This is a genomic window from Flavobacterium sp. LPB0248 (genome assembly GCF_013388355.1).
Lineage (GTDB): Bacteria > Bacteroidota > Bacteroidia > Flavobacteriales > Flavobacteriaceae > Flavobacterium.
The window spans coordinates 2,926,496-2,950,660 of record NZ_CP058246.1 but is presented as its reverse complement, the minus strand read 5'-3'; the positions used below and the strand labels follow the sequence as shown (position 1 = coordinate 2,950,660).

Genomic DNA, 24,165 nt, shown 5'->3' with positions numbered 1-24,165 from the left:
AATCATATTATCTATACGACAATTATTGCTTTTTAATCGACGAGTCGTCTTATTTTTACAAAAAGATAGGTTATGCATTAAAATTCGATTTAGCATAGCATTAAATTTAAAAGAGAATAGTATAAATTTGCAGCATCTTAAATAATTTGTTTTGAAGCTCTTTCATTCTATAAACGATTTTCAGTCAACCAAGAAAACAATTTTAACTCTTGGTACCTTCGATGGTGTGCATATTGGTCATAAAAAAATTCTTGAACGAATTACGCAGCAAACTGAAAACGGAAAATATGAAAGTCTTGTTCTAACCTTTTTTCCGCATCCAAGAATGGTTCTTCAGGAAAAATCGGAAATAAGATTGCTAAATACTATTGATGAAAAAATAAAGCTTTTGGAAGCAACTGGCATTGAAAATCTAGTTGTCCACCCTTTTAACGAAAGTTTTTCAAGACTAACTGCCGAAGAATTCGTTCGAACGATTTTAGTGGAAAAATTCCAGATTCAAAAAATTATTATTGGCCATGATCATCGTTTTGGCCGAAATAGAACTGCAAATATTGACGATCTCATTGCTTTTGGACTAGAATATGGATTTGAAGTGGAGCAAATTTCGGCCGAAGAAATTCAAGATGTTTCGGTTAGTTCGACCAAAATCAGAAAAGCTCTAAATGAAGGTAACATGGCTTTGGCCAACGAATATTTAGGCTATAGCTATTTCCTGAATGGAACGATCGTAAAAGGAAAACAACTTGGAAGAACTATTGGCTTCCCTACAGCAAATATTCAGATTGAAGAAGATTACAAACTGATTCCAAAAATTGGTGTTTATGTTGTGAAAGCCATTGTAAACGGTGAAACTGTTTTTGGCATGATGAATATTGGCTTCAATCCGACTGTTAATGGGGAAAAACAAACTATAGAAGTGCACTTGTTTAATTTTGACAAAGATATTTACGATCAAAAAATTGAAGTTTCTTTACTGCATTATATTCGCGAAGAACAAAAATTTGGTTCGCTAGATGCTTTAAAAGCACAGCTTAATCAAGATCAAACCGATTCTTTGGCTTTTATAAACTCTACATTAAAAAACCAGACTACATAGTTTTTATTGTTTTTAAATCATCGTAGTTATTTTTTTAGTAAATTTGATAGAACACTGTTTTTCAAATATTTACTATTAACTTCTAAAAAATAACCACTATGAAATTACCTAAAGAAATTACCAACGGGTTTTTGATTTTCCTCGGAATTGGCATTTATTTTTTATTAATGAATGTACTAGGTTTAGCAGATTTGTTTTATTTGAGAACACTCAACGTTTTCTTTATATTCTACGGTGTTAATAGGACAATGCAGATGAACCTTCATGAAGGAGAAACCAATTTTGTTTCTAATGCTGTTTCTGCAATGGCAACTTCTGTTGTTGGTGTTGCACTAAGCATATTTGGTCTATTGGTTTATAGCTACGCTCGAGGCGGGGATGCTTACGTAAGAACTTTATCTGAAACATTTATGTTTGGAGGAAATCCATCGGTGCCAACTTATTGTATCTGTCTATTATTTGAAGGAATCGCTTCTTCTGTAATCGTTACTTTAATGATGATGCTGTATTGGAATAATAAATATGCTGCAGATTGATTTTTCGTAATCGATTAGATTAAAAAAATTAGTCTAAAGAGCTCAATAATTTCAACAAAATTTTTTAAATTGCTTATAGCTCAGACTATAAGCAATTTTTTTATTTAATAAAATGAAGTTAAAACAAATAGAAAGGGTTAAAAAAATCTCCAAAGAAGATTTTGTTTCCCATTATGTAAAAAAACAAATTCCTGTTGTTATTGAACAATTGACCGAAGACTGGCCAGCTTATAACAAATGGAAATTATCTTATATAAAAGAAATCGCAGGAAATTCAATCGTCCCTTTATACGACGATAGACCTGTAAACCACGAAGACGGATTTAACGAGGCGCATACCACCATGAAAATGAGTGAATATATCGACTTATTAGAAGAGAAACCTACCAATTACCGTATTTTTCTTTATAATCTAATGAAAGAGGTTCCTTCATTAAAAAACGACTTTTTATGGCCCGATATTGGTTTGAAATTAGTGAAGCAAATGCCAATGCTGTTTTTTGGAGGAGAAAATTCGAAAGTTTTTATGCACTATGATATTGACTACTCGAACATTCTTCATTTCCATTTTCATGGCGAAAAGCAGTGCATGATTTTTCCTCCAGATCAGTCTAAATTTATGTATAAAGTTCCTCATGCCTTAATTTCGAGAGAAGATATTGATTTTGATAATCCAGATTATGAAAAATTTCCAGCACTCAAAAATGTAGAAGGTTATATCACTAATTTAAAACATGGCGAAATGCTCTATATGCCTGAGGGATACTGGCATTATATGAAATATCTAACACCAGGATTTTCAATGAGTCTACGCTCTTTTCCAAAAAACATTGTCAATTTATCTAAAGCTGCATATAATGTTTTTATTATGCGTCATTTTGATATTATGATGCGAAAAATTCAGGGGCAAAAGTGGATTGACTATAAAAACGAAAAGGCAATAAAAGATACGAATCAAAATTTGCAGCGTACTCTTTAGTCTTAAATAAAAAAAGCGGTTGAGCTTTATGAAACTCAACCGCTTTTTTTAATTTTATTGGAATACTATTTTTCTTGTGACAATCTTTCCGCTATCTAAAGTCATTTTTACAAACAAAACTTGAGGTCCCGATTGAAAGTTTGTTATAAGCCATTCTTTGTTTCCAATTTGTTTTTTAAGGTATAATAATGTACCTCCTGTATCATAAATAGCAGCTTCTTGGAGATTGTCCTGTTCTGAAATAGATTGCAGTTTGATATTTTTATCTTTAACAGAAACAAGTATCTGCTGATTCTCATTATCAAATTCCTCATTACCAAGCGGTTTATCATCCTTATTTGTATATCGTAATACAAAACGATTAAGGAAAGTTCCTGGTGCCGATGTAAAGGTATAACTACCCGTTTTAAGATTGTGAATAGTCTTTGTTACATTGTCTTGCAGGTAAATATCCTGAGTACTTAAATTCCCATCTGTATGATCTATCGACATTGTAAAATTACCTTCTGGAATTGTCGATTTATATCCTAAGGGTATCGTATCGGAAACAACAAAAGGTACAGCTCTTCCTTGGATAACAAGTTTTTTACCTTCATTTATACTATAAAAATCAAGAAATGGATTAGCGTTCATAGTCGTTGCATCGTAACTATTATCCCACGAGTTAGTGGCGCCAGTTATATACCCGATAAGCAATTGCTTAAATGCTCCTTGTGTATTTGTCAAATTCAACCAGACACGATGTTTTTCTTCATCAGTAGCCGCTTTAGATTTAAAAAACTGGCTATTAAGACTAGGAACCCTCATCGAATTTGTATAGACAACACTCTGCCCCGTTAAAGATTTTGCAAAAAAACCTTGCCCTGAAGCAATATATCCTGCTGGTGGAACTTGATTTCCTGGAGACGATGCCCCTGTTCCTTCCATTTGTCCTACATCTACCTGTCCTGATAAATTGTAATAGGCAAAATCAGTGCTGCTGTAAGTAAAGGTATTACTGCCTGGTATCAGAGTAGGAAGGCTATTATGTGTCCAAAAATACAATGTCCCGTACAAACGATCTGCATTGTCATGAATAAATTGATCCGCATAAATTGCTGAAGGATATGGATTTCCTAGAAAAACTAATTTTCCAGCTACAGCGGCTGGTCCTGAAATAGTTCCATTATTTGGTACACCAACGAATTCTCCACCAAAAATTTGAGCATTATTCAAATCATAAGGTTGAGGAGCTCTAATACTATAAGCATTTCCTTTAACCATTTCTCCTGCCCCATTCTCAATTACTATCCATCCAACTGATGAATCATATCTATGAAATTTATCCCACAGTGTATTCGGAGATAAGTCATGCAATGTAAATGCTGGATCACGGGTTACTGGAGAAGACCAATAGGTAACATCATAACGTCTTACAGGAGTTGTATTTCTTTTATAGGTAATATTTCCAGAATTCGTCACATCTGAAACTTGCACCAAACTTGAATTGTTTTCAAAGACAAAAACTCCATTCCCTAACACATTCACTTCATTGGTTACTGTAATTGTATTGGTACTTTGCACAATCAAAGAACCATTATTCTCAATCGTTAATCTGCTAGCAAAAAAGCTTCCATTTGTTCCAGAAATTATCGGATCAATACCCACATCTGGAATATCTATACAATCTGTTGCAATAGGAACTCCTGTTGGTGTCCAGTTAGCGGGATTTCCCCAATTGGCATCAACACTTCCATTCCATGCTTTAGTCACAAAAGCATTTATTGTGACGAGTGTTGGTTGTGATTCGCATCCTGATGTACTATTTTTTACTTGCACATTATAACCTCCCGAAGATAAACCTGTAAATACTCCCGAAGTATTACTAAAATCTACTCCATCGATACTATAAGTATATCCAGTTCCTGAAGCTGGAGAAGTTACCGTTATCACCCCTGTATTATTTACACAAGTTGGAAGTTGAGTAACAGAAGCTGTGGGTGCAGTTACAACCGGATTTACGGTTAAAGAAACTGCCTGACTTACTGAGCATCCATTAGAAGTTGTAATTATCATTACTCCATTATAAGTTCCTGCTACGGTATTTGCTGGAACATTTATATTGACAATTTCTCCTGATCCCGAACTAAAAGGAAATGGTGTTGTGCCTTGATCGGTTAAAACAACCCAGTCAATTGCATAATTCGTTGGAGATCCTGTTGTTGAATTATAATTTAATGTAGTAGTCTGCGCCAATGAACTCTGACAAACCGGAGTAAATACTCCTGATGTTGTAATTGTTGGAGATGAATTAACGATTACTGTAAAATTACTTGGAGTAGAAACACATCCGTTCGCATTTTTTACCGTTAAAGTTCCCGTATAAGTTCCCGCTGCTGTTCCTGCTGGAACGGCAATACTTATTGGACTGGAGCTTAAACTTGCATCTGTAACTGCTAAAAAACTATTCGCAGGGCTCGCGTTCCAGACAATGCTATAAGAAGCTGGTGAATTGGCCGGAGCGCTATAGCTTAAATTAGAGGTCTGGGCTGCAGTGTTAAAACAAACCGAACTTGCAGTTCCAAGCGTGATTGCCGGCAATGGGTTGACGGTTACTGTAAAATTGCTTGGTGCCGAAATACATCCATTCGCATTTTTTACCGTTAAGGTTCCTGTATAAGTTCCCGCAGCTGTTCCCGCTGGAACGGCAATACTTATTGGACTGGCCGTTAAACTTGCATCTGCAACTGCCAAAAAATTATTGGTAGGACTCGCGTTCCATGTAATACTATAAGTCGTTGGTGAATTGGCAGGAGCGCTATAGCTTAAATTAGACGTCTGAGCTGCAGCATTAAAACAAACCGCGCTAGCAGTTCCAAGCGTGATTGCCGGCAATGGATTGACGGTTACTGTAAAGTTGCTTGGAGTAGAAACACAGCCATTCGCATTTTTTACCGTTAAGGTTCCCGTATAAGTTCCCGCAGCTGTTCCTGCTGGAACGGCAATACTTATTGGACTGGCGGTTAAACTTGCATCTGCAACTGCCAAAAAATTATTCGCAGGGCTCGCGTTCCAGACAATGCTATAAGAAGCTGGTGAATTGGCCGGAGCGCTATAGCTTAAATTAGAAGTCTGAGCTGAAGCATTAAAACAAACCGAACTTGCAGTTCCAAGCGTGATTGCCGGCAATGGGTTGACGGTTACTGTAAAGTTGCTTGGAGTAGAAATACATCCATTTGCATTTTTTACCGTTAAGGTTCCAGTATAAGTTCCCGCAGCCGTTCCAGCGGGAACGGCAATACTTATTGGACTGGAGCTTAAACTTGCATCTGTAACTGCCAAAAAATTATTTGTAGGGCTCGCATTCCAGACAATGCTGTAAGAAGCTGGCGAATTGGCCGGAGCGCTATAGCTTAAATTAGAGGTCTGGGCTGAAGCATTAAAACAAACCGCGCTAGCAGTTCCAAGCGTGATTGCTGGCAATGGATTGACGGTTACTGTAAAGTTGCTTGGAGTAGAAATACATCCATTTGCATTTTTTACCGTTAAGGTTCCAGTATAAGTTCCCGCAGCTGTTCCAGCGGGAACGGCAATACTTATTGGACTGGAGCTTAAACTTGCATCTGTAACTGCCAAAAAATTATTTGTAGGGCTCGCATTCCAGACAATGCTGTAAGAAGTTGGTGAATTGGCTGGAGCGCTATAGCTTAAATTAGAAGTCTGGGCTGCAGCATTAAAACAAACCGAACTTGCAGTTCCAAGCGTGATTGCCGGCAATGGGTTGACGGTTACTGTAAAGTTACTTGGTGCCGAAATACATCCATTTGCATTTTTTACCGTTAAGGTTCCCGTATAAGTTCCCGCAGCTGTTCCTGCTGGAACGGCAATACTTATTGGACTGGCTGTTAAACTTGCATCTGTAACTGCCAAAAAACTATTCGCAGGGCTCGCATTCCAGACAATGCTGTAAGAAGCTGGTGAATTGGCTGGAGCGCTATAGCTTAAATTAGAAGTCTGGGCTGCAGCATTAAAACAAACCGAACTTGCGATTCCAAGCGTGATTGCCGGCAATGGGCTGACGGTTACTGTAAAGTTGCTTGGAGTAGAAACACAGCCATTCGCATTTTTTACCGTTAAGGTTCCCGTATAAGTTCCAGCTGCTGTTCCTGCTGGAACGGCAATACTTATTGGACTGGAGCTTAAACTTACATCTGTAACTGCCAAAAAATTATTGGTAGGACTCGCGTTCCAAGTTATGCTATAAGTCGTTGGTGAATTGGCAGGAGCTGTATAAGGCAATGTTACATTTTGTACAGCCGCACTTGTACATACTCCAGCAATACTACCTAATGTAATTGCCGGTAACGGATTTACTGTAACGGTAAAACTATACACAGGTGATATACATCCTGCCGTATTTGCTACTGTTAAATTTCCAGTATATGTACCTGCCACAGTATTAGCAGGTACTTGAATATTAATTGGACTTGCTGTTAAAGCCACATTTGAAACTGGCAAAAAACTATTCGTTGGACTTGCATTCCAAGTGATGCTATAAGTGGAAGGTGAATTAGTGGCACCACTATATGGCAACGTCGTACTTTGCAGATTAGAACTTACACATACTGCTGGCGTGGCACTCAAGGTTAATGTTGGCTGTGCTCCCACTATAACATTTACAAAATTATTCGTAGAAATTGTAGAAGTACAATCTACGGAAGTTAACGAAGTGACTGTTATTGTACTAGTTCCTAAAACATTCAATCCAACTGCAGTAAAACTTCCTGATCCTGGCGTTATTACTGTCATTGTTGCTGTTAAACCTGTAAAAGCTGGACTGCTTCTATTATAAGTTACAGTATATGTGCCTGCCGGTAGTGTCGCTGGTGTGCCTGTCAGCTGTACTTGTGAAGTTGTCCCTGTCGTCGTGCAAACATTTGGTGCCGATATCCCAGTAAAACTATAAGGTTTACAAGTATAAGTAATATTAACGTAACCTCTAGCACCACTTCCTCCATTTTGTAAAGTATTAGAACTCATAGCTCCTCCACCTCCACCTCCATTAGTTCCTCCATTAGTTCCTGGCAAGTCTGTTAATATTACAGAAGTCTGTACTGCTCCTCCCGATCCTCCTCCTGAACCAAAATTAGCTCCATTACCACCACCGCCTGTAGAGAGAAGCGCGCTTAATGCTGCACTACTTCCATTTGTACCATTTGCCCCCGATGCCGTTGCTAAATTTCCAATAGCTCCCGTACCTCCGGTTCCCCCAGTTGGAGTTGAATTGGTTGCAATATTAGCATTTCCTCCCTGACCACCTGGCGCATTAAAAAAACTTGTAAATCCTGTTATGAATGATGCTCCTCCTAAAGCTCCATTAGCAGTTCCTCCCGCGGTAGTTGGCGCGACCACTACATTCAAATTTGATACCCCTGTTGTAACGATTGTTCCTTTTGCGTAAGCTCCGCCGCCGCCGCCGCCGCCGCTTCTTCCTATTAAAGGCGTCACTTTAGCCGCTCCTCCTGCTCCTCCTGCTCCCCAAGCCTCAACAGTAACTTCGTCCATACCAGCAGGAAGAGGAAAAGACGGATTACTAGTCGTCAACGGATGCGCTAAAGTTTGCGCTTCCGAAGTTGTATAAAAAAATGATAAAACCACAACCCATATGATTTTAAATTTCCAACTAAATTCTAAGGTTTTTCTAATATAAGTTACTAAAGTTGAAAAGCTGAAGAAACTCAGCACAATAAGTAAATCTTTTTTCATCTTGTGGCATTTTAGTAATTGAAAAATAAATTCAAACTCAAAAAAGATTAATTGCGAAATCTGGGAGGTTTAATAGTTTAAAGCATATTTTAGGCTATGCTTTTATAGAGTCACAATTAATTGAAGGCTGATAAAATGACCGTTTTAAAGCTTGCGCTTTTTAAGAAAAAAATATATTAGAAAAGGCTTATAAGGAAATAGTATTTAATCGGATTAATTTGTGTTTAATCGATTAAAACCTTAAACAAGGTACGATTTTATTTACATTAAAATTACCATTACAATGCTAACCTCTTACTTTTAACACATTTACGACAGAAAATATATAAAATAGGAAAAAACTGTTAATTTTTAACTAACTCACTTATTTTAAAATAGTTACAACAAAAAAACCTCCGCTTTTTACATAGTGGAGGATTTACCATATATTATTTACTATTTCTTTTAAAAAACCACTTTCTTGGAGACGGATTTACCATTTTCAAAAATAACTTTAACTAATAAAACTTGGTGTGAAGAGAACAAATCTTGAATTGCTATTTTTTTACTTTGAAGTTTATTCTTTTTATATAATTCATTTCCAGAAATATCAAAAATTATAACCTCATTGATTCTTTCATCGAACGATTCAATATTTATCGTATGATTCTTAACAGATAATAAAATTCCCTTAGAACTGTCTTCAAAAGTTGTATTCCCTAAAGTTTTATTTGCATAAATTATTGAAAACCGATTGTTAAAAGTTCCAGCTTCGGAATCAAATTGATATGGACTTTCGGAAAGATTATGGCATTTATTTAATATTCTATCCACTAAAAAAATACTGATTCCTTCAAATAATGGATCTTGATGGTCAATCTCTAAATTCAAAGTCGTTTTAGCAGTGGTTTTATATCCCAAATTAATAGAATCACTTTCTGTCCATGGCATTGCTCTTCCTTGAATTACCAGTTTTTTATTCTCTACAATGCTGTAAAAATCAATTTCTTGGCTTGAACTGAGAGATACTGCATCATAATAGTCTAGAGAGTTAGAAGCTTCTTTGTCATAACCCAATAAAATCTGTTTTAAGGCATTTTTCCCATTATGGAGATTAAGCCAAAATCGAAACTTCTCATTTTTGAGTTCACTTTGAGAACTAGGTCTAAAAAAAGAACTATTACGAGCTTTGATTCTCATATTATTGTTAAACTCAATAAAACCTACTGCTTTACTTCGTACAAAAAAACCTTGTCCAGAAGCTATTGTACCATCTGGGGTTGTAGTATAGTTTGCTGAATTTAAAGAAGAACTTATTCCAACACCACCTAAAAGATTATATACTACGCAGTCATCTGCTGAATATTTGCCATTCGAAGGAGGTGTATTATGCGTCCAAAAATAAAGAGCACCTTGTATTTTTGAAGAATTGTTTTTTATAAAAAGATCTGCATTTATAGCCGAAGGATATGGGTTTCCTATGAGATAAAGGCTGTTCACTACTTTAAACTCAGCATCTACTTTACCATTGTTCGGAATTCCTTTAAAAGTTCCCTCAAATATTGTACGATCAGTAATTGAATAATTTTGTGGAGCTCTAATACAGTAACCTTGCCCAGGAACCATATCCATGGTTCCATTAAAATCTATTATCCAGTTAGAAATTGGGTCATGCCAATAGTATTTATCTCCAAGAGTATCTGGTGAAAAATCTTTCATTGTTTGCTTATCAACAGGCGAAGACCAATAGGTCATATCGTAACGGATTACCGGTTTTGTTTTTCTTATTAAATGAATAATTCCTGTATTTACCATATCATCATCTGACTGATATAAACTTGCTGAATCTTCTAAGACTAAAGTTCCAGAACCAGTATATGCAAACTCTACTTCGAGAGTATTTTTTTCTAACAAGGTCACAGTCTTACCTTGATCAATATTGCAGCCGCAAATAGCAGTAGTGGTTAGTTGCGGGAAATCCTGTTTAAAATACACATCTTTTCCTACTGAAGGCGGACCGTTTGACCATATCTTCCCATTCCAAACTGTAGTATTTACACAAAGTTTTAAACGAGCAATTCTATGTTTTGAAATACCTGCTATTGAATTAAAATTACCTCCAATAACTAGTTTATAATCTTCACTAAACTTCATATCAAACAGAGTGTTATTCAAAGGCGCAGTAAAGGAATTATCAAAAACTCCAGAAGGCATCAACCTAATAAGTCTAGAAGATACCGTATTATTGTATGTTCCCGAAAAAGCTCCTCCAACCAAAATTCGGTCATCTGGCTGTACTAAAATTGAACGGACATCTCCTTTACTAAAACCAGTTCCAGATTCAAATGTCGTGTCAAGGCTTCCATCACTATTTAACCGAACTATTCTTTTTTCAGGAATACCATTAAACGTCAAAAATGTTCCTCCAACAATAATCTTGTTATTAGATTGAAGTGCCAATGCATAAACATATTTATCAAAACCATTTTGAATATTAAAACTAGAATCAATACTTCCATCAGAATTTAGACGAACTAAGCCAGAAAAAGACTGTGTATTAAAAGTTTTAAAATGCCCGCCAAGAAGGATTTTTCCATCAGATTGTATCACTATTGCTTCAATAGTTCCATCGGCTCCCAAACCAATATTAAAACTGGTGTCTTTTGATCCATCTGGAAGAAGTCTTACAATCCTATTCAAACTTGTGCCATTGTATTTTGTGAATGCACCTGCAACAATTATTTTTTGGTCATTCTGAATTGCCAACGCATAGACTTGAGAATTAAAACCGTCTCCGCTATTAAATGAATTATCAATTTCTCCATTAGATAAAATTCTAACAATCCTGTTGCTGTTTATATCATTATACTTTGTAAAATTTCCGCCAATAATTACTTTTCCGTCAGTCTGTAATACTATTGTTTTTACTAAGTTATTTGCGCCAGATTTTCCAGCATTAAAGGATGGATCAAGGGAACCATCTTCTAAAAGACACGTTATTCTTGAAACTGGTACGCCATTGAATTTATTAAAATTACCTCCAACCATTGTTTTTTGATTTGGAAGAGGCAAAAGACTCAAAACAGAATTTTCAAAACCTATTCCTGATGACAAATAACCGATATCATGTTCGCCTTCGTTATTAATTTTAGCCAGTCTACCTTGATTTAGTCCATTAAACACATAAAAAGATCCTCCAACAAACCAAGAACCTTCTTCATCAAATTCTAAACATAAAACAGATGCAGAAGCAGGCCCAGAGCCAATATCAAAATTTGACTTTACGGTTCCATCTGGATTTAGAAAAACTAGTCTATTAACATCGTTGCTATTGTATAAACCTGTAAAAGATCCTCCTACCATTAAATCTCCGTTTAAATCTATTTTTAAGATTTGAACACCTTCTTTACTAAAACCTGATCCTGTTTGAAAACTTTCGTCTTTTGTACCATCTACATTTAATCGAACAAGACGATTGGCTACAGTATTATTGAATGAGGTAAAGTTTCCTCCTAACACGATTTTTCCATCAGATTGCAATGCGATGGCGTTAACATCATCATTAAACCCATCTCCGCAATTAAAAGTAAAATCGAAACTGCCATTACTATTTAAGCGTACAATTCTATTTGCCGAAATTCCATTAAACGTGATAAAATTACCCGTAAGAATGACTTTTTCATCATCTGCTATCTTAACATGAGTAATATTTAAAGTTGAACCAGAACCAGTCAAAAATGAAGAATCGAGTGTTCCGTTTGAAAACAAACGAGCCACTCGATTCACTGTTGTATTTGTATATTTTGAAAAGCTTCCAACAATTATTATTTTCCCATCTGACTGCATTGTAATGTCATAGACAATTCCTGTTGTGGCTCCTACCGTAGTATTAAAAGTGGGGTCATAAGATCCATCAGGATTGAGGCGAATAAGTCTTCCCGCATTAATTCCGTTATACATTGTAAAATTTCCTCCTAAGATAATTTTACCGTCTGGCTGTAAATATGACGCGTAAATTTTGCCATTAAAACCTGTACCTGTATTAAAACTTTCATCAATAGATCCGTTAGGATTTAAACGCGTAAGATAAGAGACTGGGAATCCGTTTAAACTGAGGTAATCACCTCCAACAATCAAGCTTCCATTTTTTTGTAAAAGAAGGGTCCGTACAGCACCGTCAAAACCATCTCCGTTTTGTCCATCATCAAATGCATTAAAAGTGCGATCAACTTTACCCTGTTGTGCAAAAAGATTTGAACTAGGAATGAGTAAAAGTAGAATTAAAGAATAAAATAAATTTCTAATCAAAACAGTATAATTAAAGTTAATTTTATAAGAATTAAGCTAAAATTACAAAGTTGAAACAATACGCACAATACCAAGATTTAGGGATATTTTAAGTACAAAAAAAAAGCCCATTCATAAAAGAATGGACTTTTAAATATTGACGTTATATTATTTACAGATTAGAAAAAATAACTTTTTTAGTAAAGGTATGTCCGTTTTCTAAGGTTATTTTCACCAATAATACTTGATCACTAGAATGCAAGTTTTTAATTTGCAAGTCTGAAGCATTCACTTTATTATTGCTATATAACAACTGCGCTCCAATGTTATAAACATTTACTTCTTTAATCGTTTCTTTAGATGATGTAATATTTACTGCTTTGTCTTTCACTGAAACCAAAACCGTATTCTCAAGATTTTCAAAATCATCTGTCCCTAAGGTTTTATTTGTATAACGAATCGAAAAACGAGTTGTATTGCTTCCTGCTAAACTGAAGAAAGTATAATTCTCTTTTCGCAAATCTATTATTTTACCTAGAGCTTTATCTTCTAAGTATACAGGTTGGGTAGCAAAAAATCCGTCTGCATGATCAATAGAAATCGTAAAGTTACGGTCACCTTTATCATCAACACCACTCTTATAACCTAAAGGAACTACATCTGTGTTATCAAAAGGAAGTGCACGACCTTGAATCGTTAATTTTCTAGATTCACTGATACTATAAAAATCAATATAAGCAGTACCTCCCCTTGTCGTAGCGTCATAACTCAAATCTATACCGTTAGTTGCTCCTTCAACATATCCAATTAATATCTGTTTAAAAGCGCCTTGTGAGTTTGCAATATTCAGCCAAAGACGGTTACTTTCAGTTTTACTGGCTTCTGCTGGTTTATAAAATTGTGTATTCTCCGAGCTTCCTTTACGAAGATTATTATTAAATTTAATTGCTGTTGCACCTGCAGGCGATATTGTAAAAAAAGCTTGTCCTGCCCCAATGAAACCTTTAAATTCTGTAGCAGGATCATCATTTACTCTTGTAGAACCTACTCCATTAAAAACCACAAAATCTGAACTTATGTACTGAAAAGTATTAGTTCCTGGAATAATTTGTGGAGGCGAATTGTGTGACCAAAAATATAATGACCCTAATTCGGTTTTATTGTCAAGCATCAACTCTTTTGCGCTTATTGGAGAAGGGTAAGGATTACCTATCAAGTTTAATTTATTTTGTAATACAGGAACTGATACATCTCCATTGTTTGGCTCGCCAACAAATATACCTTCAAATGTGCTTGGGTTGGTTAAGTCAAAATTTTGTGGAGCTCTGATACTATATCCTTCTGCCTCTTTCATAACTTTTGTACCGAAGCTATTAAGAACCCATTGTCCGTTAGCAGCGTCCCAATAATGGTATTTATCCCACAAAGTGTTTGGAGAAAATTTAGCCATGGTCATATTTACATCCGTTACTGGTGATGCCCAATAAACTACATCGTAGCGGGTCAAATCAACTTTTCTTTTATAAGAAATATTGCCTGAATTTATGGCATTTGCTCCTTGTAATAAACTTGAACCACTTTCAAATACCAATTTACCATTACTTGTTATACCGTTTGTAACGGTTAAAGTCATTTCGGATGGAATAATTACATCTCCATCTGTAGCGCTAACGGTTAAAGAACAAGCTGTAAAACTAATTGGAGATGAAGGTACTGGTTCAGGAAATGGCTGATTTGGCAAAACTGAAGAAATTGTAACACTTTTGCTTCCATCTGGTACACCATTTGACCATGCCGAGCCGTTCCATGTTGTATTTGTACTAATGTCTATTATCTGCACAGATGCCACACTTGAGATACAAGTTGAAGCAATATCTTCAACAGTAAAATTATATGTTCCTACTGGTAAATCATGAATAGTCAAGTCAGTTTCTGCATTTTGACGAGAATATTGATGCGCTCCTGACTGATCATTTAGATAAACTTTCCAGTCTCCTGTTGGCAAATTAGTTAATGTTATACTTCCTAAAGTACCACAAGACACATTGGTCTGTGAAGTTGATGGGGCAGTTGGTATTGGGTTTACTGTAACTGTCAACGTGAAAGGCACTCCTGTACAGCTTCCTGTAATTGGAGTAACTGTATAAATTGCCGTTTGAGCTGTTGATGTAGTATTTGTTAATGTTCCTGTTATAGTAGATGATGCCACAGTATTTCCTGCTCCGCCTGTCAATCCCGTAGGCATAGATGGTGTTGTCCAAGTATATTTTGTATTTGCTGGAATTGTTCCATTTGTTCCATCAAGTGGCTCCGATGAAAAAGCTACCGCTGAACAAGCCGTCGCTGTCATTGCGCTGATTGTTGCCGAAATCATATCTACCATTACAGCTTGTGAATAATTCGGTAAAGATGAACCACAAGAAACCCCGACACGATAGTACGTCTTAGTCGTTTGAGTGGTTGTAAATGTTGGTCCTGAAGCTGTAATATCCAGATAATTAATTAATAAATTATCTATTATCTGTTTATCATTTATTCCGCCGGTTCTAGCCGCAAACTTAAATCTCCAAAGTGATTTATTGCTTGATAGATAACCTGCAGGTAACGCTAAATTTGAAACTACTACACTATTGTTTATTGTCAATGTTAATTTGCCTTTTGCATCTACTCTTAATAAAACAGGTGTATCTCCTGTTGTAGGTCGTAAGCTTGGGGCATTAATGCTTGAATTATAAAGAGTGGTCCCAGCATATTTAATTCTGATACGACTTCCTTGTCCTGCAATATCGCCATCATTATCATATGTATCAAATTCAACAATTAATCCCGATCCTGAGCCACTTTCTCCTCCAGCAGCATCTTCTTGCACGTCATCTGCATAACTCAAACTGAAACCATCAGCTCCTCCACCAGGAGGAATTTGATAATCAAAATTTACACTAAATGCATCAATATTTGAACCAGGTGTTTTTTTAACAACGTAAGCCCCATATTGACTATTAATTGCAGGAGTCAACACTAATTGTCCACCTGTTATAACTGCTGCCCCATAAACACCTGCATCAGAATTTGGTGTATCAAACGTTTCTTTTCCAAAGAAACTGCTTGGCGCAGGCACAGCATTAGTCCATGAATCAGATCCATTTGGTGATGTTTGCCAAGTATAAGTAGCCCCATCTTGTATCGTGTTTGAAATAGATAATGTAAAAGGGGTATTTGGACATACTGAAGCTGCCGAAGTATTCGTTTGTCCTGGCGTAAAATTACCACTACATGTTTCTTGAATTGAAATAGTATAATCTTCTATTTGTCCTGTACCACCGATTGCACATGCTGTATTATTATAATCTCCTATACGGCCAATAATACGCATTTTTACAGTCCCTGCTACTGATCCTGAACCTGATGGAATTGTAACATATAAAGAAGCGCTCTTACCATCGGCACCATTTGAATTTCTTATTGAACCAATTTGAGAATATTCTGACGAAGCAAAAACACCATCATTATTCCAATCAAAAAACACAGAATAATATCCATTCTGGTCACTTAATGTATTTCCTGTTACCGTCAGAGCATAACTTTGCCCCTTAACTACAGTTGTTAAGGTTGGCGAAATAAGATCTTCAAAACTGCCTGTTCCTGAACTTGTTCTTACTGTATTATTCAAAGAAACACTAGTAATCTGTGCAACAGACGAAAAATTGGTACATGTACTTGATGCCACTCTTATAATTCCTGTTGTAGCGGTAAAAAAAGAGTCATCTTTTCTTAAAGCAGGAGAAACTGTATTTCCCCAAGTACTAGGCAAAGCTTGAGTTGTTCCCAAAGTAAGGGTATTTGCTGTATGTGTTTGTCCATTTCCTAGGTTAGCATTAACTCCCGGATTTATAATTAATGCACCTCCTACAGTTGTGGTTCCAGTAAAACTTTTAGTTCCACTTCCTGATAATGTTAGATTATTAAAATTCGAAACATTAAAAGATTGAGCTCCCGAACCATTTAAGGTTACTGTTCCTAATCTTGGTATATAATTTCCACTACTTGCAAAATTTCCACCAACTATGACAGCAAAATTAGATGCAGAAACATCCAATGCACTTCCTGTACCAATTGTTATATTTCCTGAAGCTGTAGTGGCCTGACTTAAAGTCACTCCTGAAGCATGTGTATTGTTTATTGTAAGATTATTTACAGTTGCAGGCATTCCTGTACTCGTTACCTGTGCGACTGTTCCATTAAAAGTATAATTTGCTCCTGAACTAAAAGAACGTATCATCGTAGTAGCAACGGGCACAGATCCATCTATACCGCCAGCATTCGCAGTAATTAAAGATGCTCCAGAATTCAATATAAATTTTGCAGTTCCTGTATTTCCTCTTCCTCCTGATCCAATAACCTTAAAGGTTCCAAAATCAATTGTTCCACTCACATTAAGTTCTCCCATCCAAAGATCAGTATCACTAGCAAAAGCTGTACTTAATGAAAAATCTGAGGCCAATTTTAAAGTACTCCCCGCATTCACATTATACTTAACCCAAATTGCGGCATCGCTGGTTGGCATAGTTAATGTTTGTATACCGTTCTTATTAAAATTAAAAATTCCATTTTGGACTACCCCAACTGTTGTTATAGATCCTGCTCCTGCCGTATTTGTAAAATTTCCTGCTATATTAACGTTGCTTACTCCAGAAGTACCAGCATTAAAATCAAAAATACCTCCTGTTTGAATGTAATTACCTAAAATATTATGCACATAACTTGTTCCATTGTTAGCTACAAAAGTACCTCCTGATAAAGTAAAATCATTATTAACAGTAAGATTACCAGAAGCTGTTTTTGATCCGCTTCCCGAAATTGCAAGATTATTGTATATACCTTGTGAAACTGTTTGGGCTGAATTATCATTTCGATCATATTGAACAGTACCTCCCCAAGTTTTTCCTGTTGGGATTGGTGTCGCATTTGTTGACTGTGTTCGTATTATTCCTCCATTCGCAATCGTTGTCAATGTACCTGATAATTGATTCGTAACCATATTCAAAGTAGTACCAACAATCGTAGTTAAATTTCCATTAACTATTAAATTCCCACCTGCTGCTTTTTCACCGCTTCCTGAAATAGTAAGATTATTATAAGTCCCTCGAGAAATGGTTTGATTTGCACCATCATATTGTACTGTTCCGCCCCAAGATAAACCCACCGGAATTGGTGTAGTACTAGTATTTTGTGTTCTTATAAGCCCATTGTTAGTAATTGTCGTAGGCGTCCCTAACAATTGATTGGTAGCCATATTTAAGGTAGTTCCACTAGTAGTAGTTAATGTTCCGTTAACCGTTAAATTTCCATTTGCAGTTTTTTCACCACTCCCAGAAATCGTTAAATTTCTATAAGCGATATTAGTCCCCCCAATTATTGTTTGATTAGTTCCATCGTAATTTACGGTTGCAGTGGTTCCATTTAAACTAATCGTATTTCCAGTACCACCTAAATTGAACGGAGTTGCATTGCTTAACAAAAGTGTACCTGATTGTGGTGTACTAATCATAGAAAAAGTAGTATTATTTGCATTATCTTGATTTTCTGTCACAATCTGCCCATCAATATTAGTCGTTCCGCTTGTCAAATTAAAAGTTGAGTTTAATATTCTCGACGTGTTATTACCTATAAAACTTGAAATTATAAGATTACCGGATATATTAAGATTTGATATCGTGGAAGTTAAAATAGTAGTTCTAGTTCCACTTGGAAAATTTCCTGCAGCGGTACCAACTTGTATAGAATTACAGGTTAATGAACTTGTCCCTCCAATTGTGGCAACTGTATTATTTGCTGTAGCTGAATTCAAAGTTATTACCCCGCCGACAGTCAAAGTTGCATTTACAGTCAAGGTTGCACTTGCACCAGTAAAAGTAATTGACGAACATTGTGCCACTCCGTTAACGGTAATAGTATGTCCGTTTTGAATAAAAACTGTATCATTAACTCCAGGGATAGTTGTCCCCGCCCCTCCAGTTGGTGTCGAAGACCAAGTTGAAGCTGAATTCCAATTACCATTTGTTACACGAGAATAATATGTCGCCGCATTAACAAAAAAACCTACAAAAAACATCCCAACACAAAGTAATTTTAAATTTGGGGTAAACAATCTTTGGGGTAAAGATTTAGCAGAAATAAAAAATAAAAACGAGTAAAGTAATTTTCTCATCATATGTTAGTAGGTATTTATTTTAAATTTGTTTTTGGTTTGCTACAAAGCAAAAAATGGCATTATACTTTCAGAAAAAATAAAATGTTCATTTTGGTATTTTAATGGAAACTAAATGTTAAATTTTTGACTTTTACCAGAATATGAAAACTGTTAAAATTCCGTACAAAAATATTTAAATTAGCCTAATACACAAGGTTATAATTTATTTCTTTTGATAATATATTAACAAATTTTAGAATTTTTTTATAACTAATTGAGCACAAATCAATTTAAACGTTAAAATGCATGAAAAAGCCGACGAAAAACACTTTTACTCTCAAAGAAGCTTTACAAAAATTAGAACATTTTTGTGCTTATCAAGAGCGTTGCCATGACGAGGTAACAGCTAAATTATACAGCCTGAAAATGACTACAGAAGAGATTGACAGTATTATCGTACAGCTTATAGAAGGTAATTTTTTAAACGAAACTCGTTTTGCCTGCAGCTTTGCGAGAGGTAAACACCGAATCAAACATTGGGGAAAAATTAGAATCACCAACGAATTGAAAGCAAGAAACATTTCATCAACAAATATTACTCTGGCTTTAAAAGAAATTTCTGCAGAAGAATATTTTGAAACCTTCGAGAATCTATCGGAAAGATGCTGGAATAGTATTTCGGAAACCAATCAACTTAAGAAACGCAAAAAGTTCTGCGACTATATGCTTCGTAGAGGTTACGAAAGCAATCTGGTCTATGAAAAAGCTAAAGAATTAGAAGAAAACTAATTTATCTTAATACTTTAAAGAAGCCACCTTTTCTATTTTTCAAATCCTTTTAATTTTCCTTTTAAAATATCTTAAATTACCTACACAACCCTCAACAACTTTTGGTTATAAATTATTCTCTTTTTGAAGATTTTATACCAAATCTGACGTTTTCTAGTCTAAAATCTCAAAAAACAGTCTTAAAAAATGCCTTTTCTTGCGATTATTCTTATAATTTTTTACTGGCTTTTATAAGAATACTTATCGAACATTAAAATTTTTAATGCACTTCATCGACTATTTTACCAATTCATCGATTATATCGACGTTCCGAAAACCCTAGTAAAATCTAGCTCGTAGATGTATCTATATTTGCGCGGACTTAAAAGTCCTATGCCCGCATAACAAATTGATAGAAAACATTTAGCATGAAAAAAACTTTACTTTTATTCTTATTGTTACCTTTTTTTGGATTTGCTCAATTGAATGGCAATTATGTCATTAGTTCAACTAAAACCGATTCACAATTCAAAAATCTTACAGAAGCAATTGCAAAATTGAATGATGTGGGAATAGACGGAAATGTTCAGTTCTTATTGGATGAAAATCAAAATTTAACTTCTCAACTTGTAATCAAGAAATTCACCAATAAAAAACAAAATACAGTAACTATAAAACCAAATGATAAAAAAGAAATTATTATATCTGGAAAAGTTCGCGAAGGCGGATTGATTACACTAAATAATGCCGACAATATTATCATTGACGGAAATAATGGTGTTGCCGACAACAAGTTAAAAATCTACAACAACCTTGACGACAGTAATGACAAATATGCCAAACGAGTTGCTATTTGGTTGTACAAAAAATCTGAAAACAATAAATTTCAAAATTTAACCATCGAGTTAAATGCACTAGCTCCTGAAATAGGAACAATATCGACAGGTATTTTAGCTTCAGACGACAACTTTGACAACAGTGCAAACAATGCTAATAATACCATCCAAAATGTAACTTTTACAAACGTTAAACAAGCTATAGTTGTAAAAGGTCAAAACAAAAACAATAGTGGTTGGAAAATTTTGAACAACAAAATAGTTACAATGACTAACAATGTAAAAGCATTTTTAGGGATCTCTCTTTTAAATGTAAGTGATTATACGGTAACAGGAAATACATTAGACGGAATAAAAATTCCTTCAAATTTTGATGGCACGCTTAGTCATTCTGGAATATATTTAGAAAATGCCGATAATGGAACCGTTTCAAATAATACGGTTTCAAATATGGAAAACCTTAAGAGTAATGGTTCCGCCTATGCAATTTACGTTAAAGGAAGTAATGCTATCATTTCGCAAAACATCGTTTCTAATTTATTTACAACTTCAACCAATACTGGAGCAATAGGAATTAAATTAGAAGGAGACAATGGTTCGATATTTAACAATAAAATTAGCTCTATCATCACCGATAAAGCCTTAACTGCTAGTGGTATTTACACAACAGGAAATAATCAATTAATATATAACAACTTTGTACTTGATGTTAGTTCAGCTGGCGGCGGCGGTGTAAGTGGCCAAAATGCATTTGGTATTTATATTTATGATGGTAATGATGTTAAATTGTATCATAATAGCGTAAAACTTATCACGAATCAGCCTAGCGGATGTTCTTCTGCATTGTATGTAAGGAGTGGTTCTGGATTTGATATTAGAAATAATATATTTATAAATGCACAAACCTCAGGAAGCGAGCGTTTTGCTATTTATCTAGAATCATCAGATCGTTCAAAATTTCCAACATTAGATTATAACAATTACTATAGTTCACAATTTGTGGGCACTTTCGGAAGCTACTACACGTCAACAAATAAAAAAACCACTCTTGACGAATGGAAACAAGCAACTAGTAAAGATGCTAGTTCTAAAAATGAAAACCCTTTATTCGTAAGCAACAGCTTATATTTAGATGCTAGCAATTCCACAAATAAAATACTCGTAGGAACTCCAATTACAATTGTTCCAACTGACATTGACAACAATACAAGAGCAAAACCTTATATGGGAGCTCATGAGTTGATTCCATGCATACCAACCCAAGATCCTGCTGTATTTGGAAAAAACGAATGGATTGGATATGTATATAAATACCAAAAAGATAGTGCTATTCCAAATATTGGCTACAATGAAACACCAAACCCAACAATTGCAACTTACGTTGGAACCGTAACCGAGAATGCGATTTTTGATAGAGATGTTAAAAGTGGAGCTATTACAGGTCTTACTTCAAATTTCCCTTGTGAAGCCGCCCCTTCTGATTTTTTCTTGGTGCGTTACAAAATGCGAACAAAAGTTACAGAAGCAGGACTTTACAATTTTGCAGTCGGTGGAGATGATGCGATCAGATTGTATATTGATGGTAAAATGGTTTTAGAACGATGGGGCAGAGGAAATTATTCTATTAACTCTACTTTGTTTAAACTTGAAGCCAACAAAGATTATGATTTTGTTATAGATTATTTTGAAGTAGCAGATGATGCTAGAACTTCTTTTTCTTTTGGTTTAACAAAAGGAGATCCCACAGTATTTGGAGAAAAAGTTTGGAATGTTTATGGATACAATGGCAATGATTTAACATTACAAAAAACAGGGTATGCAGGTTATTATGTAGATCCAAATCCAAATGCAAACTCAACAGCATTTTGGCCAACAACCAAATCTCCATATGCAGCAAACAACTGGCAGGGCGCACCTATGCCAAATGATTACTTTACAGTAGTTTCTAAACGTAGAGGTTTTGCATGCGGTCAATACCAAATACAAGTTGCAAACCAAGACGATGATCTTCAAATTTTTGTAGATGGTATTGAAGTTTTCAAGAAAACAGGAAGCACAGATACAGCTACATTAGTTAATAAGGGGCAAATATTTACTTTAAACAGTAAAACCGAAATAGAAATACGTTTAAAAGAAAATGCAGCAGCTGCAAAATCTTCTGTTATTTTTATAAATGTTCCAAATAACGGAAATGGCAGTTCTTTAGTAATAACAGCAAATACAGAATTAAATTCAGACCTTACTGTTTGCTCTTGTACAATTAATGATGGTGTTACATTAACAGTTAAAAAAGATGTTACACTCACTGTAGATGAAAATATAAATGTTTTAGGAGAAGGAAAACTTTTAATTCTAGATGGAGGATCATTACTTCAAACTTCAACAAGTAAAGACATGTTTACAGGAGGAAGTTCAAAAGCTTTCGAAATACAAAGAACGACTAATGTCGTTCGGTACGATGTAACATACTGGTCATCACCTGTAATTGGCCTATCGATGCATGATTTATCTCCAGAAACTTTATATGACAAATTCCATTACTGGAATCCTTCAAATAACACATGGATACCTGATAATTATGGAGAAAAGAAAATGGAAGCTGGAAATGGATACAGCATTAGAGCTCCACAAACATACGACCTTACTACTCCAAAAGATTTTACTGCAAAATTTACAGGAACACCAAATAACGGAAATGTCCCAGTACCGCTTGTAGCTGGAAACCTGAATCTACTAGGAAACCCATATCCATCTTCTATTGATGCTGAACAATTCATTAGGGACAATGGAGACGTAGGTCCTTTATACTTCTGGTCACACGATACACCACCGAAAATAATCGAGGGAACGAACACATTTACTTATTCTAGTTCAGATTTTGCTGTTTTTTCATTAATGGGAGAAACTCAGCCGTCTCCCAAAGGACAAGCTCCAAATGGCTACATCGCTGCGGGGCAAGGTTTTTTTGTTATACCAAAAGTAAACTCTGTTTTGTTTACAAACGAACAAAGAGTTAAGGCCAATAACACCTCTTTCTATAAGACTACTGAAAAAGCTAGTAAAATAGAAAAAAATCGTTTATGGCTAAATTTAACCAATTCAGAAGGCGCTTTTAAACAAATGCTTGTTGGATATGCAACTGGAGCAACCAATAGCTTAGATCATAATTATGACGCTACGACAAGAGGAGGCAACTCTTACATTGATTTTTATAGCATCAGTGAATCTAGAAAATTAACGATTCAAGGTCGTGCCTTACCATTTGACAATACAGATATTGTTTCTCTTGGCTATAAAAGCACGATTGAAACCAATCTTACAATATCAATCGATCACGCAGACGGATTCTTTAATACTCAAGAAGTTTATTTAGAGGATAAAGCTCTAGGCAAAATAATAGATTTACGAAAAGAAAATTATACGTTTAAAACTGCTATCGGATCCAATACAACTCGTTTTGTTTTGCGTTACACAAATAAAACATTAGGCACAGATGATTTTGAAAATCTAACCGATGGAATACTCGTTGCTGTAAAATCAAAAGTAATAAATGTAGCCAGCGGATCTGAAAACATTAAAGAAGTAAAAATCTTTTCAATCGGCGGACAATTGCTTTACAGCAAAAATAAGATTGAGGCAAAAGAATTAGAAATAACAAACCTATATTCAAGCAATCAGGTTTTACTGGTAAAAGTAGTCCTAGAAAATGATCATGTAGCTACCAAGAAAATCATATTCAATTAAAA

General features: G+C 35.2%; 8 protein-coding genes. 5 read left to right on the top strand and 3 right to left on the bottom strand.

The features are described from left to right. Positions 1–151: 151 nt before the first annotated feature. From LPB248_RS12250 to LPB248_RS12240, 3 genes are all read left to right on the top strand, one after another. The gene (locus LPB248_RS12250) at positions 152–1,099 is read left to right on the top strand and encodes a bifunctional riboflavin kinase/FAD synthetase (RefSeq protein WP_177211693.1); all 948 of its coding nucleotides are present in this window, start codon (positions 152–154) and stop codon (positions 1,097–1,099) included. 98 nt (positions 1,100–1,197) lie between these two features. Then, on the top strand, positions 1,198–1,635 hold the full coding sequence (locus tag LPB248_RS12245) for a hypothetical protein (protein ID WP_008465451.1): 438 nt from the start codon (positions 1,198–1,200) through the stop codon (positions 1,633–1,635). 112 nt (positions 1,636–1,747) lie between these two features. Next, positions 1,748–2,614 (top strand): cupin-like domain-containing protein, encoded by an 867-nt coding sequence (locus LPB248_RS12240; RefSeq protein WP_177211692.1) that lies wholly within the window; start codon positions 1,748–1,750, stop codon positions 2,612–2,614. Positions 2,615–2,668: 54 nt separating this feature from the next. Here LPB248_RS12240 and LPB248_RS12235 read toward each other — a convergent pair whose 3' ends face one another. From LPB248_RS12235 to LPB248_RS12225, 3 genes are all read right to left on the bottom strand, one after another. Beyond that, a complete protein-coding gene (locus tag LPB248_RS12235) occupies positions 2,669–8,359 on the bottom strand; it encodes a T9SS sorting signal type C domain-containing protein (RefSeq protein ID WP_177211691.1) in 5,691 nt (1,896 codons plus the stop codon). 444 nt (positions 8,360–8,803) lie between these two features. Next, complete coding sequence (locus LPB248_RS12230; protein WP_177211690.1) at positions 8,804–12,646, bottom strand: T9SS sorting signal type C domain-containing protein; 3,843 nt, start codon at positions 12,644–12,646, stop codon at positions 8,804–8,806. A 151-nt stretch (positions 12,647–12,797) separates the two neighbouring features. Further along, a complete protein-coding gene (locus LPB248_RS12225; RefSeq protein WP_177211689.1) occupies positions 12,798–18,737 on the bottom strand; it encodes a GEVED domain-containing protein in 5,940 nt (1,979 codons plus the stop codon). Positions 18,738–19,121: 384 nt separating this feature from the next. Here LPB248_RS12225 and LPB248_RS12220 point away from each other — a divergent pair, with 384 nt between their 5' ends. Together LPB248_RS12220 and LPB248_RS12215 are read left to right on the top strand one after the other, a co-directional pair. Then, positions 19,122–19,604 (top strand): regulatory protein RecX, encoded by a 483-nt coding sequence (locus tag LPB248_RS12220; protein ID WP_177211688.1) that lies wholly within the window; start codon positions 19,122–19,124, stop codon positions 19,602–19,604. Between the two features lie 407 nt (positions 19,605–20,011). Continuing rightward, positions 20,012–24,163 (top strand): T9SS sorting signal type C domain-containing protein, encoded by a 4,152-nt coding sequence (locus LPB248_RS12215; protein ID WP_177211687.1) that lies wholly within the window; start codon positions 20,012–20,014, stop codon positions 24,161–24,163. The last annotated feature ends 2 nt before the right edge of the window (positions 24,164–24,165 follow it).